Source organism: Breznakibacter xylanolyticus, assembly GCF_003254275.1.
Lineage (GTDB): Bacteria > Bacteroidota > Bacteroidia > Bacteroidales > Marinilabiliaceae > Breznakibacter > Breznakibacter xylanolyticus.
This window is the reverse complement of sequence record NZ_QKZK01000005.1, coordinates 1-17,022: the sequence shown is the minus strand read 5'-3', so window position 1 is coordinate 17,022 and position 17,022 is coordinate 1. Positions and strand designations below refer to the sequence as shown.

13 protein-coding genes are annotated in these 17,022 nt (G+C 50.5%); 3 read left to right on the top strand and 10 right to left on the bottom strand.

Translation table 11 applies throughout. From position 1 onward, the window contains the following. The first annotated feature begins 366 nt into the window (after window positions 1-366). Window positions 367-1,332 carry a radical SAM protein gene (locus tag LX69_RS04000; RefSeq protein WP_170124228.1) on the top strand — a complete coding sequence of 322 codons (966 nt, stop codon included), beginning with the start codon at window positions 367-369 and terminating at the stop codon, window positions 1,330-1,332. 970 nt (window positions 1,333-2,302) lie between these two features. Then, the gene (gene rfbD / locus LX69_RS03995; protein WP_111444536.1) at window positions 2,303-3,172 is read left to right on the top strand and encodes a dTDP-4-dehydrorhamnose reductase; all 870 of its coding nucleotides are present in this window, start codon (window positions 2,303-2,305) and stop codon (window positions 3,170-3,172) included. A gap of 224 nt (window positions 3,173-3,396) precedes the next feature. Here the strand turns inward: rfbD and LX69_RS03990 are convergent, their stop codons facing one another. The 9 genes from LX69_RS03990 to LX69_RS03950 form a co-directional block, all read right to left on the bottom strand. After that, window positions 3,397-3,906 (bottom strand): YfiR family protein, encoded by a 510-nt coding sequence (locus tag LX69_RS03990; RefSeq protein WP_170124227.1) that lies wholly within the window; start codon window positions 3,904-3,906, stop codon window positions 3,397-3,399. A 242-nt stretch (window positions 3,907-4,148) separates the two neighbouring features. Beyond that, entirely contained in the window at window positions 4,149-5,027 is an 879-nt protein-coding gene (locus LX69_RS03985; RefSeq protein ID WP_111444534.1) for a DUF4249 domain-containing protein, read from the bottom strand. Between the two features lie 128 nt (window positions 5,028-5,155). Continuing rightward, the gene (locus LX69_RS03980; protein ID WP_111444533.1) at window positions 5,156-7,498 is read right to left on the bottom strand and encodes a TonB-dependent receptor; all 2,343 of its coding nucleotides are present in this window, start codon (window positions 7,496-7,498) and stop codon (window positions 5,156-5,158) included. 271 nt (window positions 7,499-7,769) lie between these two features. Then, entirely contained in the window at window positions 7,770-8,441 is a 672-nt protein-coding gene (locus LX69_RS03975; protein ID WP_111444532.1) for a hypothetical protein, read from the bottom strand. 73 nt (window positions 8,442-8,514) lie between these two features. Beyond that, complete coding sequence (locus LX69_RS03970; RefSeq protein ID WP_146260635.1) at window positions 8,515-9,018, bottom strand: hypothetical protein; 504 nt, start codon at window positions 9,016-9,018, stop codon at window positions 8,515-8,517. Between the two features lie 186 nt (window positions 9,019-9,204). Beyond that, window positions 9,205-10,296, bottom strand: coding sequence for a hypothetical protein (locus tag LX69_RS03965; RefSeq protein WP_111444530.1), 1,092 nt, complete (start codon window positions 10,294-10,296; stop codon window positions 9,205-9,207). Next, the gene (locus tag LX69_RS03960) at window positions 10,286-10,840 is read right to left on the bottom strand and encodes a hypothetical protein (RefSeq protein WP_111444529.1); all 555 of its coding nucleotides are present in this window, start codon (window positions 10,838-10,840) and stop codon (window positions 10,286-10,288) included. The genes LX69_RS03965 and LX69_RS03960 overlap by 11 nt, the downstream gene beginning before the upstream one ends. Window positions 10,841-11,054: 214 nt before the next feature. Then, entirely contained in the window at window positions 11,055-11,606 is a 552-nt protein-coding gene (locus LX69_RS03955; protein ID WP_111444528.1) for an RNA polymerase sigma factor, read from the bottom strand. Between the two features lie 122 nt (window positions 11,607-11,728). After that, complete coding sequence (locus LX69_RS03950) at window positions 11,729-12,787, bottom strand: CNNM domain-containing protein (protein ID WP_111444527.1); 1,059 nt, start codon at window positions 12,785-12,787, stop codon at window positions 11,729-11,731. Between the two features lie 244 nt (window positions 12,788-13,031). Here LX69_RS03950 and LX69_RS03945 point away from each other — a divergent pair, with 244 nt between their 5' ends. Continuing rightward, entirely contained in the window at window positions 13,032-14,585 is a 1,554-nt protein-coding gene (locus LX69_RS03945) for a LamG-like jellyroll fold domain-containing protein (RefSeq protein WP_170124226.1), read from the top strand. 63 nt (window positions 14,586-14,648) lie between these two features. On the opposite strand, the gene LX69_RS03940 is transcribed toward LX69_RS03945, so the two are convergent. Next, window positions 14,649-16,556, bottom strand: coding sequence for a vWA domain-containing protein (locus LX69_RS03940; protein ID WP_221621269.1), 1,908 nt, complete (start codon window positions 16,554-16,556; stop codon window positions 14,649-14,651). Window positions 16,557-17,022: the final 466 nt, after the last annotated feature.

The window sequence follows — 17,022 nt, the reverse complement described above, 5'->3', positions numbered from 1 at the left end:
TTTACTTCGTAAAGCGACTGCGTCGATTACTTTGCTGCGCAAAGTGTTGAAGATGACGATTACTTTGCTATCGCCATTATGATTGAAACGTTGAGTCGTCAATCGACACCGTCGCATTGCCATGTCAAGAAAGGCACTGAGTGATTGTCATACGTTGCTTATAGGTAGAAAGGCAGGTCGCTCAAGTTATGTTGTGGCGACTGCATCGATAAGTGTTGTTTTTATTGGGCAAATTGACTGCATTGATTGGTGCGAATGTTTTGCTTGGTTAAGTGGGAGAGTGAAAGTGTTCATTCAATCGGGTGATGGCGATGTTTTGTTACATTTGTGACTATGAATTTTTATCAGATACTGAAGATAAATCAGATGATTAAGAGTCCCCGACTGAAGTTGATGGGGATTTTGGGAGCTAATGTATTGGGGCTTCGTCATCTGTCGATTCGTGTGGATCCGGTGATGGGTTGTAACCTGGCTTGTCGCATGTGTTATTTTAGCAATGCCGAGCGTCGCAAAGCGATGAAGGGCGTTATGACTTCCGCTGAGATGTCGGAGATGTCGCGATGTCTGTTTCCCCGAGCCTTGCAGGTGGTTGTGGGTTGTGCTGCAGAGCCGACGTTGCATCCCGATTATGTGGCGTTGATACGGTTGGCCAAGCGCTATTGTGTACCGCATATTAGTTTGGTGACCAATGGTCAGATTATTACTTATGAGCATCTTGAGCAGATGGTGCAAGCGGGACTCGACGAATTGATCGTTTCGATGCACGGGGTGACGAAACCGGTGTATGAATATTTTATGCAGAAATCCAGCTATGAAGCTTTTGTGCAGCGGTTGGATTGGTTGGAGGCGTTAAAGACGAAGCACCATCTGAAGCAACCCTCTCTGAGGATCAACTATACTGTGAACCCCGATAACCTGGGAGATTTGGAAGGTTTCTTTGATCATTTTGGGAAATATGACATTCACACGCTTCAACTTCGTCCGATGTTTGAGAATGACGGGATTTATCATCGTCAGATGGATGCGGGGGATGAGGAGCGTTATCGTGCGTTGGTGGAACGATTTAAGGTTATTGCCAGGGAACGTGGGATGCAGCTTTTAGCCAATATGTCAGATGTGCATTATGAGCAGCAGAGCAAGGATGCACGGGTGGCTGAAGCGGTATATTGTTACGTGTCACCATCAACGGCCGGGCATTGGGGCGGGAGCTGGAAGGGGTTGTCGTTTGGCAGGTACAGTAATGTGAGTGGACGGCGTAAGGAGCTTTGGGGGGCGATTATTTCGGGTCGAGGGGGGCGTGTGGGGAATATTGGGAAATCGCAGATTTTATAGTGGATTGGAAGAGGTTTTTGTCCGCAGATTTATAGATTGTTAAGAAATGTGATTGAGATGTTTTTGACCGCGAATTACGCGAATTGTGCGAATTGTTTGTTTCGTAAAGCTATGAATAGATTGTTGTGTTCATTTTTTATTCCGCAGATTGGGTTGATTTGATTGGATTTTTTGTCCACGAATTACACGAATTTAACGAATTGTTTGTTTGGCAAAATGTTGCTGGTATTGGGTTGTATGAATTGCACGAATTTTCTTTGCTTCGCAAAGAGGTGGAGGGCATGCATTGAGGATTTAGGTGATCATTTTTTGTCCGCAGATTACGCAGATTTGATGGGATTTTTTGACCGCGAATTGCGCGATTTGCGCGAATTCTTTATTTCGTAAAGCGACTGCGTCGATTACTTTGCTTCGCAAAGCGTTGAAGTTGACGATTATTTTGCTTTGCAAGGGGCGGGTGAAGTGAGGTTTTTAGTCCACAGATTTCGCAGATTAAAGGGATTGTTGATATTTGGGAATGTGGATGAGGTTTTTTTGACCGCGAATTGAGCGAATTTCACGAATTCTTTATTTCGTAAAGCGACTGCGTCGATTACTTTGCTTCGCAAGGGGAGGGGGAAGTGAGGTTTTTTGTCCACAGATTTCGCAGATTTAAAGGATAGTTGATATTTGGTAATGTGGATGATTTTTTTTTGACCGCGAATTGCGCGAATTTTACGAATTCTTTACTTCGTAAAGCGACTGCGACGATTACTTTGCTTTGCAAGGGGAGGGGGAAGTGAGGTTTTTTGTCCGCAGTTTACGCAGATTTGATGGGATTGTTGATATTTGGGAATGTGGATGAGTTTTTTTGACCGCGAATTGCGCGAATTTTACGAATTTTTTGCTGCGCAAAGCATTCGTTGTTTTTTCGATAATCAGAGATGGTTTAGTAAATTATAGGGATTGATTTAACGTTTAAGGCATATTTATGAATATATTGATAACTGGTTCCAACGGACAGTTGGGGAGTGAGATACGGACATTGTCCTCGCAATATGGGGGGCATGCTTTTGTTTATACCGATGTTGCAGAGTTGGATATCACGGATGGTTTGGTTGTGCGGCAGTTTTGTGTGGATCATCAGATTCATGGCATCGTGAATTGTGCAGCCTATACGGCAGTCGATAAGGCTGAGACGGATGAGGCCATGGCACGTCGAATTAATGTGCTGGGGGCTGAGAATCTGGCGAAGGCTGCGGTTGAGGTTGGCGCCGCGATGGTGCATATCTCGACGGATTACGTGTTTAACGGACGTGCCAATGTGCCCATGAAAGAGGATGATGCCATTGATCCCATCGGGGTTTACGGGCAGACCAAGGCTGAAGGTGAACAAGCCGTGTTGGCTTCGGGTGCCGATGCGTTGGTGGTGCGGACGTCGTGGCTTTACTCGGCGTTTGGTAGCAATTTTGTGAAAACCATTCGCAAATACGGCGTTGAGCGTGGACACTTGAAGGTTGTTTTTGACCAAGTGGGAACGCCGACGTATGCGCGTGATCTGGCGAAGGCTTGCCTGGATATCATCACGTCGGGGGAACGCATTTCGGCCAAAGGAAATGTGTATCATTATTCAAACGAGGGAGCCATCTCGTGGTTCGATTTTGCGCATGCCATCATAGAGTTGTCGGGCATTTCGTGTACCATTGAGCCGGTGGGTTCGGATCAGTTCCCAACGGCGGCGCGTCGCCCCAATTATTCGGTGATGGACAAGGGGAAGATTAAGTCGGACTTTGGCATTGCGATTCCATATTGGCGTGAGTCGTTGGTGGCGTGTATTGGGAGGTTGTCGTGTGGGGAGTAGAAGAGTTGTTCTCTATCCCACTGACCTCTTGCTCATTGGTGTGAGTTTCAAACGGGGAGTCAGTTGATGGGTTGTTCACCACCTGATCTCTTGCTTGTTGGTGTAAGTCTCAAACAGGGAGTAGAAGTGTAGTTCACTACCCCAGCCTAAAGGCTGGGGTTAATAACAGACAACCCCTAAGTATTGCGACTTAGGGGTTGTCTGTTTTGGTTGTTACTGATCACTTATTTTGAGAGGGCGAGGAGCTTGTCGCTCACGCGCATGCTTTTGGTGTTGAACTGGGCTTTGTTGATGTTAAAAGCCAGTTTAGAGTCGATGATCTGCAGGTTGATTGTCGATTCGGATGGCACCCAGTCCTGCTCTTCGGTAATCACAATGGTTGATTTGTTGCTGACTTTGCTGTCCACTTTTTTAAGTTGTGACGATTTTTCATCGGGCACAAACAAGATGTGACAGTCACCCATGACATCGGCCGAGGCGTATTCTACGATTTTGATTGGAAGAGCGCCAACTGATCGGCCAGAAGATGATGCTTTGAGTTCAGCAGTAAGGGGGTGGTTTTTCCCGATCACGCCAATGACAAATTCAGTTTGCCCTTGTGTGGGCCACTCGATGAATCGGGTGAAGGTATAAATGTAACTGGCTTGGTGTTTTTGGATCTGCCCATTGGCAGAAGCAAAGATTGAGAAAAACAAGATGGTTGCAAAGGCAGACAAGATGTTTTTTCTTTTCATGGTCTTAATCATTGGTTTTTTAAATCTGTTGTTTGCGAATTTAACGCCAATGAATTGAAAAGGTTATACCGTTTATCATCTTTTAAGAATTATTCGCCCCCCTTTAACGTTGTTCGTCCTTTGAATTTGGATATTCGTCAATAAGAATGGCCTATTGGTTGACGGATGTGGTTCGCATCATGACCTGAATCGGGAGCCAGATCTCGATTGAAGAACTGTTAACAATTGTGCACGAAATCGGGTTATTCCAGTTCTTTAAGCCATTCCTCTTTTGTTTTGGTGTTGATGGTTGACAGAGAGCTAATGGCATAAGTTGTGAAGATACCCAGTGCACCGTTGCTGATGTTACCGGGCACATTTGCTGGAGCACCCGAAAAGAGGGGATTTCTTGAACTGGTTTCAGTGTCAATGGCATTGAGGTAATCGAAAAATGTTTCATTGATGTTCATTACATCGAGGGTTACCTTGTCTCCTTTACGCAGTTTGTATTGTTCGTCGTTGTTTTTTAATCCGAAAACCCAAACACCGTCGATGTCATTCCCATCAAAAAACTCGTCATCGGCCTGTTCGTAGTCCGAAATTTTAGAGGTGAGCAATGAGTCGTTTCTGGATACACTAAAGGCATAGTAATTTTCGACATTCGCGGGGTCATTTGCAAAGAGCATGACTTTCCATAAGTTCCAGTTTTTTTGAAAGCCAATTTGGATGGAGTCACCCGGGAATCGGAGTGGCATGGTACTTTCGGCCTGGTAGGTTTCGGGAGTGCCATCGTTGTTGGCGTCTACGTTATTCACTAAGAGCTGATAAGTAACGCCTTGCTTGCCAAAGAAGTCATCGGGTGTGAAATAGTATCCGGGGTGTTGGTTGTCTTCAGTGAGCGATAGTTCATCCCCATCGGCACGCAAAATTACTGCAGCCCCAGTGACCGCAGGCATGGGCTGATTGTTGAAATAATCGCCCGAAAAAGTAAGGCGAACCGACTGACGCATGGTGTCGGTGGTGATAAAACTTTCGACGACCAATCGGCGAGCCGAAGAGTTAAGTTTGAGGTCAATATCCTCATTACAAGCGGTTATCAGCAGGGCGACGATGGATGCGATGTATAAATATTGTTGTTTCATGTGTTTGAATTATAGCCCCCTCATCCCCCGAAGGGGGACTTTAGGAGTGTTTTTAGATTTTTCTTTCCTAAAGAAATAATATTCTTTCAACTCGGGCACTTTGCAACTTTCGTAGTTCGGGCACTTATTTAAAACTTAAAGTTATAAGTAACCGCAGGCACAAAGGTGAATAGATATGTTTTTTCGGCTTTGGTGATTCCGGGATTTTCTTCGTCTTCTACAAAGTTAATGATCCATGCATTGTGTTGCGCGTAAGCGTTGTAGAGCGAGAATACCCATTCGCCCTGCCACTTGCGTCCGGGTTTTTCTTTACCCCGAATGGTTGCCGACAGGTCTAGGCGGTGATAGTCGGGCATGCGTTCGGCATTACGATCGGAGTAAATGGGGACGATGTTGCCGCCGCTTTCGAACCGCCCCACGGGGAAGGTTGCGGGTGCCCCGGTGAGGTAGACCCAGTTGGCCGAGTACGACACCCGTTTGCTATGAGAGTAGTTCACCACCACCGAGCAATCGTGCGGGTGGTCGTAAGGTGAGAGGTACCACTTGTTATTGTTGATGCCGTTGATTTGTCGTTCGGATCGAGAGAGGGTGTAGCTGACCCAACCGTTCCATTTGTGCAGGTTGAATCGGGCGAGGAATTCCGCCCCGTAGGCAATTGATTTCCCGAAGCGGAGTTCACCTTCCATAAACTTGTTTAGCAACAGGTTGGGGTAGTCCTTAAAGTCGATAGAGTTTTGCATGTTTTTATAAAAGCCTTCAATGCTCATTTCGACAGTGTTGTTGAAAATGTTTTTGAAGAAACCCACGGCGAATTGGTCGGCAATTTGAGGTTTGACGTTAGGTGAGCTTGGGTACCATACATCGAGCGGCGTTCCCGAGGTTGAGTTGGAGGCCAGTTGCATGTACTGATAGGTTCGAGAGTAGCTACCTTTGATTGACGCTGTGGGGGTGAGAACGTAGGTGATGCCGGCACGCGGTTCCAGACCCCAGTAGGTGTTAAAAATGTTTCCGGATGCATACTCCGTTGTGTCAGTTACTTCGTAGTTGTTGTCGTAGGAATAATGAGTGCCCTTTCCAATATTTTGAAATTCCGACACACGCAGGCCATAGCGGAGATTGATACGTTCGGATATCTTTTGTGTGTTTTCAATGTACGCAGCATGTTCCCATGCATGGGTGTCGGGGACGCGAATTTCGTCGTACATCGATGAGGTTCCGGTACCTTTTACCAGTCCGGGCATCACGTTATGTCGGATGCTTTGCACGCCAAATGTCACCTGATTGTTGGTGTTGGGATAATAGTTAAAGTCGAGTTTGGCGCTGTAGTCGTTCAGTTCTGATTTCCAGTCAAACCCGCTGGCATCGTTCATCGAGATGTTCCAGTGGTAGTCATATTGACTGCCGGTGAGGGTGAGGTTGCTGAATAGCACCGGGGAAAAGACGTGGTTCCAGCGAGCTGTTAACGTTTGGTTTCCAAAGTCCATTTCAATGCCTTCGGTGCCAAAGACATCGCGTCCCAGGTATGCACTGATAAAGACCCTGTCGCGGTCGCTAAAGGTATGACTTACTTTGGCGTTGAGGTCATAGAAATATAGTTTGCTGTCCTGTGCTCTTTCTTTACTTGCAAAAGGTAGAAACAGGTCGGCATAGGTTCGACGGCCGGCCAGCACGAATTGGGTCTTCTCATTAACGATGGGGCCTTCGAGGGTGAGTCGCGACGAGATGGTGCCAATGCCGCCGGTACCCGAGAATTTTTGGTTGTTGCCGTCTTTCATGCGGATGTCGAGCAGCGAGGCCAATCGGCCACCGTTTTTGGCGGGGATGTCGCCCTTGTAGAGGTTGACGTCTTTGATGGCATCGTTGTTGAACACCGAGAAAAATCCCATCATGTGACCGGCGTTATACACGATGGCCTCGTCGAGCAGAATGAGGTTTTGGTCGGGGTTTCCGCCACGCACGCTGAATCCGCTGGAGCCCTCGCTGGCAGCCTGCACGCCCGGCAGGAGTTGGATGACCTTGATGGCATCGACCTCGCCCATCAGCGCGGGCACTTCTTTGATGGTTTTGGCCTGCAACTTTTGCATGCCCATTTGCGGAGCCGCAATGCGATCCTGGGCGCGTTCGGCAGTGACCTGTATTTCGGAGAGTTCGGCCACGTCGGGTTCGAGGCTCACGTTGAGGGACTGATCTTTGCTGTGGTTAATTTTCTTTTCGATGGTGCGGTAGCCCAAAAAGGCGATGGCCAGGGTGTAGTCGCCCGGGGTGGCTGCCAGACTGTAAAAACCATAGGTGTTGGTGGTGACGCCGCTCTGGTTTTCGCGCAGGAACACGGTGGCGCCCACGAGCATCTCGCCCGTTTGGGCATCTTTGATGTAACCGCTGATGACCGGTTTACGGTTGTCGTCTAATGGTTCGGCCATGGCGCAAAGGCACACGAATAGCATGGCCAGGAAGGAGAGGGTTTTCTTCATGGAGATTATTAATGATGTTTGTGGGATTGTTTTAAACGCTGAGATGTAAAGTTGCAGAGAAATGTTTGTGATTATTTTTAACGTGATTAACCGCAAAGGGCGCGAAGATAGGAACGCAAAGGGCGCGAAGTGTTTATCAGAGTTAACTTTGTGTCTCAGTGTCTTTGCGTTTAATACTGAAAAATGAGATTCACCGCAAAGGGCGCGAAGATAGGATCGCAGAGGGCGCCAAGGGGTGCTTTGTGTCTCTGTCTTTGCGATTAAATTTCGTTTAGAACTTTCCGAATTTCATGGTGATGCCCACGTTGAAGCCGTTGAGCAGGTTGCCAGGGGCAATGTCGGTGTCGGCAAAGGAAGCGTCGCGGGTCTTTTTGTAGTTGAGGTCAATGTCGCTGGTGAGTCGGTAGCTGCCGTTGATGGCAAATCGCATGAACTTCACCACGTTGAACTCGAGTTCCACGCCGGGTTCAAACACAAAGAAGGCGTAGCTGTCTTCGTCGTAGTTTTCGTAGTTGTGGTCGTCTTCGTAGTCGCCCCAGTGTTTGAGGTAACCGATGCCACCACCACCAATGAGAATGGGAAACGAGACATGAATGGGTTGCATGCTTCCCAGGATGGGTTCGATGATGAATCCGCCATATCCGCCGGCAAATTCAAAGTCTTCCTTCAGGTTGACGTCGTACACGGGTCGGCTGATGACGCCATTGCCACCCAGTCCCAGGGCGAGGGAGTGGTTGAGGACTACCATGCCTCGACCGCCAATTTGCACGGCGTCGAGCTTGTTGATTTTGGTGTAACCCACGTTGAGGGCGCCGTACCCGCCAATGGAGGAGATGTTGGGACTACCGAAGATGGTGCGCATTTCCTGTTGAGTGTCGTCTTGGGCTTGGGTTGCAAAGGAGATGCTGATGAGTGCCAATATGGCCAATGACAGTCGTTTCATGATGTTGTGTATTTAAATGTTGTTGGTTTATTGATGATGTGAACCCCGGCATGGCCGTGATTCTTAGTGGTGACTAAAACACGAATGCCACCCCAAGGTTCGAATAGATGTTGACGCGGAACACGTCGGGGCCCAGGAATTCGATGTTGGGATTCACGTCCCACGAGAAGAGGAAGGGATGCCTGAGCATGCGATATTCCACGCCGGCACTTCCGTCGAGACCCAGTGCAACGTATCGTCGGTTGATTTCGCGCGGCGGGTCAAAGGGGCGAAACGGATTGTACACCTCGTATTGATGAAAAAGTCCGGCGTGAGCGCCGTAGCCATAGGTAAAGAACCATTTGCTCGACTTGCGGGGCAGCACGGGCGTGTGGTGTACCATCAGACCGGTGACGGAATAGCCGTTTTCGAGATCCGACAGCATCACCTCGTAACCCTTTTCAAATCCGGTGATGCGTTTGTACGAGATGCATAATTCTCCAAAAGGTTTAATCTTCACAGCGTGTTGATAATCCTGCCCGTTGGCCGTTGCCAGCAGTGCGGTGAGGAATGCGATAAGGAGGTATGTGGTTTTCATGTGTTTAAAATTGTGCCCCTTCATCCCCCGAAGGGGGACTGGAGGAGATTTCGTATGAGGGTGTCGTCACCGACTATTTTTATTATAATTTACTTTGGCACTTTGCTACTCTGGTACTTTTTCACTTTTGTACTCTTGCACTTCTCTTCTTTCTTCCAAAGACAACGGAACGAAGCGAGGGTTGCATCACTGATGCAAAATTTTGAGGTCGCCGCCCGAGATGTTGATTTTCAGCTTGTCGTCGGTCTGTTTCTTTTGCCAGACAAAGCGTACGGGCTGCGTCTGAATGGTTTTTTGATAGTTGGCCATTTCGGCATTGAGGGCGGGGGGCAGCGACAGGCTTCCACCCTGCGCCTTGATGAGGGCGTTGTAGGGCGATGGCACCAGCAGGGTGAGCGTGGCGTCGCAGGTTTGCGTCACCAGGTCGCATTTTTTAAAGGTTTCGGCCAGGGTGAGCTGCGACAGCTCGCCATAGGTGAGGTGGATGGATGCCGATGCCGTGACCAGAGCTGCGTTGACTTTGGTGAAATATCCGGTGAGGGTGATGGCAGCGGCCTCACCGATGGTGATTTGGTCGCGGCGCGAGGTGATTTTTCCGGTTCCGAGTTGGTCGATGCGCAGGGTCGACGATTTGGTGTCGAGGGTCAGCAGGCCGGCATGCCCCAGGGACAGGTTGACAAAATTGAGCGCCACCGAACCCTGGTCGAGTTGTTTAATTTGGGCGTTTCCAAAGCTCATCACCAGGCTGGCCGAGCCGGTGAGTTCGCGGGTTTGCAAGTCGCCATTAGCCAGTTCCACGGTGACCTGTCCCGAGAGTGCGGGCAGCACCACGTTGCCATATTTATTGACAATTTTTAGGTTGGTGCGGGCCGGGAGGGTCACGCGATAGTCAATTTGGCTGCCCGATTCGGTGGCCGAGAGGTAGTTGGTGGCTTCCTTCACGTCCTGCAACAGGGTGGAGTGCTTGCTGCCCAGTGCGGTGGTGGCCGAGATATAGTTGGGCAGGTCGGTGAATCGGAAGTCGATGTTGTCGCGCAGGCGTTTGAATCGGTCTTCGTTCTTTTCCGAAATTTTGCGGGTGATGTCGATGCGCACCGAATCCTTGTCCCAGGTGTTGACCACCACCGAGCCGTATTTGTTGTTGATTTCGACCAGCAGGTTGTCGGAGGCCTTAAAGGTGCGCGCCACCCGCCGGGTCTCCTCGAAACTTTGTCCCGACAGATGGCTCACGGATGAGGCCAGCAGCAGGGTCAGCAGACAGATGGTTTTACAGTTCATAATTTGAAGTTTTGCTATCGTTGTCCGGCGCGTTGTCGGCCGGTTGCAGGTACGAGAGGATTTGTTCGAGCATGTCGAGTTTCATGCGATAGGTTTGAATCATGGCCTGAAGCACCTCGGCATTGTCGATGTTGTCCTTCAGGTCGGTTTTAAGTTCGCGCAGCGCCTGGTCGAGTTCGGCCATGTCGGTTTCCACATCCTCCCGCACGGCGGGTTGCGAGGCGGTGAGTTCGATGAGTTGCTGCTGCTTGTGACTGATTTGCGACTCGTAAAAGCGGGCGGCTTCCATCACCTGTTGGTCGATGGCCGACAAGGTTTGGTGAGCCGGCACCACGTTGCGATGTTGCATCAGCTGAAAGGCCGCAACGCTCAGTACGACCATGATGGCCACAGCCGCCACCACCCTCAGGGGTGAGATGAAGCGCAGCATTGGGGCAGGACGTTCCATACGGGCATCGATGCGCGCCCACATGTCGGGGGGCGGCAGCAGCGTGTCGAAGCTGTCGCGCTCGTTGTCGATGAGTATTTTAAAGGGGTCGTTCATGGTTGTTTGGTATCAAGATATAAGTATCAAGACGCAAGTATTCAGATATTAGACATCAGTATCAAGACGCAAGTAGCAGGTATCAAGATGTTAGACTAAAAAGGATTGCTCTCTTTAAACTCCCGTACTTTAGCACTCTTACACTTTTACACTCTTACACTCTTACACTTTCCTCACTTAGGCACTTTGCCACTTTCTTCCTATGCCACTCTCCTCAATTTCGTCCCACCCTGAGTATTTCTGAAATTTTCTTTCGGGCTCTCATGAGCTGGGTTTTCGACGTGGAGTCGCTGATGTTGAGGATGGCGGCAATCTCGTCGTGGTCGTACCCTTCGAGGTAGTAGAGGGAGAAGACCACCCGGTATCCGTCGGGCAACAAGGCCATGGCATGTTTAATGCGTTCGGCCGTGAGGGAGGCGTCGGGGGCTTCGTCGGGTTCATCGGGTGGGTCGATGCCGCCGTGCTGGTCGGCATATTCGAGGGTCACCCGTCGTCGTTTCAGTTCGTTGATGCACCGATTGATGGTGATGCGTTTGATCCAGGCACCAAAGGAACTCTCGAAACGGAAGGAGTCGAGCCGCCGGAAGGCATCGCAAAAAGCCTCCTGCAGCATGTCCTCGGCATCGGCCGTGTGGTTCATCATGCGGCAGCAAATGTTGAACATGGCTCGGCTATAGAGCTGGTACAACTGTTTTTGCGCCGAAGGATGTCCCTCACGGGCCTTCTCGATGAGGTCGCGGTGTATGTCAACAGCGGTGTCGGACAACGGAACGAATGTTTGTTTGATGATAAAGACAGGTCATTTGTGCAAGGGTTGCACGGTGGGCAAAAAAAAATCACAATGGTGCGTAGAGACAAGGCATGCCTTGTCTCTACCCGATATAACGATTATCGTTTGCCCGGATCAATGGCGTTGTATTTTTCCTGTCTGGTTTTCCAGCGTTCGCGGGCGTATTGTTGCATATCGGTGATGGTATCTTTTTCGTCGATGATTTCAAAGCCCAGCAAGGTTTCAATGATGTCTTCCATGGTCACGATGCCATCTACCCCGCCATATTCATCAACGATGAGGGCAATGTGCTCCTTTTTTTCGAGCAGCAGTTCCCATACACTAAACAGTTTTTTTGAGTTGGGGATGATGACAATGTCGCGCCGCAGATCCTTGAGTTGCAGGTGGGTGACGTCTTCGGCCAGTTTTTCAAACACTTTTTGGCGAAAGATGTAGCCGGTGATGTGCTCGTCAACTTCCGAAAACACCGGGATGCGCGAAAAGCGGAGGTACTCTTTGTTTTGCAGAAACTCCTCCAGGGGCATGGTTTCGTCGGCCACGGTCAACACCACGCGCGGGGTCATCACATCCGACACGCGCACGGTTTTGAGGCGGATGAGGTTTTGAATGATCCGGTTTTCTTTTTCGCCAAACACGCCTTCCTCGGCTCCGATGTTGGCCAGTGCCGATATCTCCTCCCGGCTGGTGGTGTGTCCGTGGCCGGCCGACGACAAAAAGCGGGTGATGAACGAGGACATCACCACCAGCGGGTAGGTGATGACAATCATCACCTGAATGGTCATGCTGCTAAAGGCCACCAGGCTGCGCCAGAAGCGGGCGCCAATGGTTTTGGGTGCGATTTCGGTGAGCACCAAAATCAGGACGGTGAGGATGGCCGAGGCAATGCCAAAGTATGCTTCGCCAAATATTTTTGTCACCTCGGCACCCACTCCGGCAGCGCCCACGGTGTGCGCCACGGTGTTGAGCGACAAGATGGCCGACAGAGGGCGGTCGATGTTACTCTTTTGCCGAATCATCAGCCGGGCGCCTTTGCTCCCCTTTTCCTCTTTGACTTTCAAAAAGGCCATGGGGGTCGACAGTAGCGAGGCTTCCATGATGGAGCACATGAACGATACAATGAGCGACAGCAGTAAATAGAAAATGAGCAGTGATAACATGTTTTAGTTTTTTTTCAAAAATAGTAAAAGAATTAATGGATGATTGATGACCGGGTAAAGGGGAATCGCCCGGCCTGCTTTGTTGAATTTCCACGTGTCGAAATTCTTTTTTCACGTGACAATGGACGGTGGGACGTTACGGGGCATTGAGACAAGGCATGCCTTTTTTCTACTTTTTGGGGTGTTGACATGGGCCTATCTTCACCCTATCTTGGTGTTCATTATTCACCAAAACATTTCACTCATGAAAACAAGATACCCTATAGCGTTGATGTTGTTGTTCATACTCGTTGTTCCCATGTCGGGGCAATCGATGCTCGACGATACCTTTGAAGAATATCAGGTGGACGACCCCATTGCCACGACGGGTTGGCTCGAGTGGCACAGTGGTGCCGGAGGACACCAGGTGGTGCTTGATGGTGATCGTAATAATAATGCATTGCAGATTAACGGTCAATCGGGGTGGGCCGGAGAATATTATAAAGAGGTTACTTTCGGCACACATGCCATGGTGGGTTGTTGGGTCAAACCCAAGTATGCCAGCGGGTTCAACGCGTCTCTCAGCCTGATGAACGGAACGGATTGGGTCTGTCGGGTCAGCTTTGATGGCGGCAAGATATGGGCCGTGGAGGGTAATGATTACTCCAATAAAAAGGAACTCACCGGACTCGCTTACAGTGCCGGGCAGTGGACGTTTGTAGTGATGCTCTTTAATCAGCAGGATCTCACCTTTTCTGTTCTGATCAACGGATTGCCCGCGACCTCGGGCACCACGCGTTTTTTTAAGATGTCAAAGGTGCCCAGTCGTGTGTTGTTGACCGGCGGTCATAATGGGGATGATACCCGTTTTGACGATGTGACGGCCTCGGATATGACAATTCTTGCCAATTATCCCTTCAATGGCAATGCCAACGATGTGTTGCCCTACTTCAACCATGGCACCATTCATGGGGCAACGTTTGTGGCCGACCGTCATGGCAACGCAAATTCAGCCATTGCTTTCGACGGGGTCGACGATTATGTGTTGTGCGATATGGCCGTTGGCCCCTATGGCGGGCAGGCGCGCACCGTTACCTTTTGGGCGATGACGGATGCAACACCCGTTGCCGGCCAGCAAAGCAACACGGTGCTGAGCTACGGCGGTGATATCTCTACCGGCGGCAGTCGGTTTGAGGTGTTACTCAATGCGCAGTGTCAAGGCATTGGTGTGGATGGTTCGGTGGGGTACGTCAATCGGTCTTTTGACAACAGCGGCGGTGGATGGCATTTTTATGCCGTGGTATTAGAGCCTGCCTCCGGGATGACCCTCAGCGATTTAAAACTATATGTCGATGGCGTGTCTGCCGGGGATGTTTGTGCAATCAGCAGCCCCTCGGTTTCGGTCAACACCACCGTTAATGAACCATTGAACATCGGTCGATTGTACTATTCGGGTCAACCCCGTTATTTCAAAGGTGCGTTGGACGATCTGATGATTTATAACCTCGCATTTACTCCCGAGCAGATCAAAGCTTTGTATGATGCCAATAAGCCGTCCTCCATTTCATCAACCACCCGTGATGATCTTGGTTTGACACTTTCTCCCAATCCTTGTCGGGAGCAGTTTCGTATTGAGGGGTTAGTAGTGGGTGTGCCCACGCGTATCGAGCTGTTAAATGTGCATCAGCAGGTGGTTGGGACATTGTGTTCATCATTTGATGCGGTGGATGTGAATGTGGCGCATCTGCCTGTGGGCATTTATTGGGTTCGGGTGATGAATGGTCAGCGGGTGCAGGTGATGAAAATGGTGAAACGATGATTGTGTAATATATATAACATAACCGTAGAGACAAGGCATGCCTTGTCTCTACGGCTCGACCGTTTATTCGGTTGGATGATTCATTTTGGCGGCCATTTTCACCAGGCGCACCAATTCGGCGCGGTAGCCTTCGGGGTCGTCGCCCCGGGCCTGTTCGGTCATTTGTGTCACCTGGTTCCAGGTGAGGGAGCCTTTGTGGGGTGAGTTGCGCAGCATCATGCCAAAGGCAGCCACCCCGGCGGCAAACTGCAGGTCGTTGTGGGCGCGGTCAAAGGCTTCGGGAGTACCGGTCACGGGCCGTTCCATGAGGCGTGAGGTGTCACCGTCGGGTTGTTTGTAGCGCAGTTTCACGGTGAGCCAATCCTGCGCATCGGTGTTTGCCCGGGTCACCTGTTGGTATTTGAGGGCATCGGTTTGGCCGGCGTATCGGGCGGCATCGGGCGCCCCGACGGGCACAATTTCATACAGGGCGGTGACGGTGTGTCCGGCGCCTATTTCGCCGGCGTCTTTTTGGTCGTTGTTGAAGTCTTCGTTGTTGAGCAGCCTGTTTTCGTAGCCAATGAGTCGGTAGGCGGCCACGCGGGCGGGGTTGAACTCCAGTTGCAGCTTCACGTCTTTGGCGATGGTGAAGAGGGTTCCGCCAAATTCCTTCACCAGGGTTTTTTCGGCCTCCTGCAGGTTGTCGATGTAGGCGTAGTTGCCGTTGCCCTTGTTGGCAATAATTTCCATGCGGTCGTCTTTATAGTTTCCCATCCCAAAACCCAGCACGGTGATGGCGGTGCCGCCCTGTCGTTCCTTCTCCACCAGTCGTTCCATCTCGGCGTTCGACGACTGTCCCACGTTAAAGTCGCCATCGGTGGCCAGCACAATGCGGTTGTTGCCGCCGGCAATAAAGTTTTGACGCGCCACCTCATAGGCCAGTTTGAGCCCGGCACCCCCGGCGGTCGATCCGCCCGCCTGCAGTCGGTCAAGGGCATCGAGGATGGTTTGTTTTTGGTTGCCGGGTGTGGAGGGGAGTACCAGCCCGGCGGCTCCGGCATACACCACCATGGCAATTCGGTCGGAGGGGCGCAGCTCGTTCACCAGCAACCGCAGCGATGCTTTGAGTAGGGGCAGTTTGTTGGGCTCGTCCATCGACCCCGACACATCCATCAAAAACACCAGGTTGGAGGGGGGCAGCTTCGATTTGTCGAACTCCCGCCCCTTGAGGCCGATTTTCATCATCAGGTGCCGGGCGTTCCAGGGGCATACAGCCAAATGGGTTTGCACGGCAAAGGGGTCGGAGCCCTCGGGTTGCGGGTAGTTGTAGGCAAAGTAGTTGACCATCTCCTCAATGCGCACGGCATCCACGGGCGGCAGTTGGCCATTGTTGAGAAAGCGGCGCACGTTGGCATAGGCGGCGCGATCCACATCGACCGAGAAGGTCGAGAGGGGTGCCGAGGCGGTGCTTTTGAAGTCGTTTTCGCGCACCGTGGCGTAGTTTTCGGTGTTGAAGTCGGGCTGTGCAACCATTTCATACTCTATGCACACGTCGTCTTCAACAATGGACATCACGTTAGCGACCGATGGCGGGGTTTTACGTGCTGCCTTCGCGATCATTCTTTTCTTTTGCGCGCCATAGCTCATTACCACCACTTCCTCCAGTTTCTGGTTGTCGGGTTTCATTTGCACATCAATGGTGGTGCGGTTTTGAATGGGAACCTCTTGTGTTTCGTATCCAATAAAAGCAAACACCAGCGTGAGGTCGTGGGGGAGGGCTTCGAGGGTGTAGTGTCCGTTGATGTTGCTGATGACACCCCGTGAGGTGCCTTTGATGAGCACCGACACCCCGGGCATGGGGTCACGGTTTTCGTCGGTGATGGTTCCGGTAATGGTGATGGCGGCAGCCGCGACGGGCATCATCAGCCACATCATCATCCACAGGCAACCCATGGTGAGGGTGCGGGTCAGGGGGGCATAATGTGTTCTCATGGTTTTTTGTTTTAGTGAGTTGTTTGTAATGTTGTTGTTAAACGCAGAGGCGCAGAGGCGCAGAGTTTTTGTACTATTTAGGATCCCTTGTGTGTGGTTTCTGTGCATAGGATGCTGTTGGTGGAGCGATTCCATAAATGAAGATGAATTTTTTTCTGAAGGGGGGGGAGTGGAGAAGTGGAGAAGTGGAGGAGTGGAGAAGTGGAGGAGTGGAGGAGTGGAGAAGTGGAGGAGTGGAGGAGTGGAGAAGTGGAGGAGTGGTTGAGGAGGCATTAGTGATAAAGTGCAAGAGTGCAAGAGTGCAAAAGTGCGGGAGTGCATGAGTAAATCGGTGTAAAAGGATATCAGGATGATCATCATTTTACTACTATATAACTCAGCATTTAATCATCGTCCTCTACTTAACGAACTAAGAACTAACGCTGAGTTGCAGTGAGATAAGATGAGAACCAGTGAGGAGAAGAAG

Excerpts from the sequence above, each read along its gene's own strand:
- LX69_RS03950 (WP_111444527.1), bottom strand. The coding sequence starts at position 12,787 with ATGTTATCACTGCTCATTTTCTATTTACTGCTGTCGCTCATTGTATCG.
- LX69_RS03945 (WP_170124226.1), top strand. The coding sequence starts at position 13,032 with ATGAAAACAAGATACCCTATAGCGTTGATGTTGTTGTTCATACTCGTT.
- LX69_RS03940 (WP_221621269.1), bottom strand. The coding sequence starts at position 16,556 with ATGAGAACACATTATGCCCCCCTGACCCGCACCCTCACCATGGGTTGC.
- LX69_RS03960 (WP_111444529.1), bottom strand. The coding sequence starts at position 10,840 with ATGAACGACCCCTTTAAAATACTCATCGACAACGAGCGCGACAGCTTC.
- rfbD (WP_111444536.1), top strand. The coding sequence starts at position 2,303 with ATGAATATATTGATAACTGGTTCCAACGGACAGTTGGGGAGTGAGATA.
- LX69_RS03975 (WP_111444532.1), bottom strand. The coding sequence starts at position 8,441 with ATGAAACGACTGTCATTGGCCATATTGGCACTCATCAGCATCTCCTTT.
- LX69_RS03990 (WP_170124227.1), bottom strand. The coding sequence starts at position 3,906 with ATGAAAAGAAAAAACATCTTGTCTGCCTTTGCAACCATCTTGTTTTTC.
- LX69_RS03980 (WP_111444533.1), bottom strand. The coding sequence starts at position 7,498 with ATGAAGAAAACCCTCTCCTTCCTGGCCATGCTATTCGTGTGCCTTTGC.
- LX69_RS04000 (WP_170124228.1), top strand. The coding sequence starts at position 367 with ATGATTAAGAGTCCCCGACTGAAGTTGATGGGGATTTTGGGAGCTAAT.
- LX69_RS03965 (WP_111444530.1), bottom strand. The coding sequence starts at position 10,296 with ATGAACTGTAAAACCATCTGTCTGCTGACCCTGCTGCTGGCCTCATCC.
- LX69_RS03970 (WP_146260635.1), bottom strand. The coding sequence starts at position 9,018 with ATGAAAACCACATACCTCCTTATCGCATTCCTCACCGCACTGCTGGCA.
- LX69_RS03985 (WP_111444534.1), bottom strand. The coding sequence starts at position 5,027 with ATGAAACAACAATATTTATACATCGCATCCATCGTCGCCCTGCTGATA.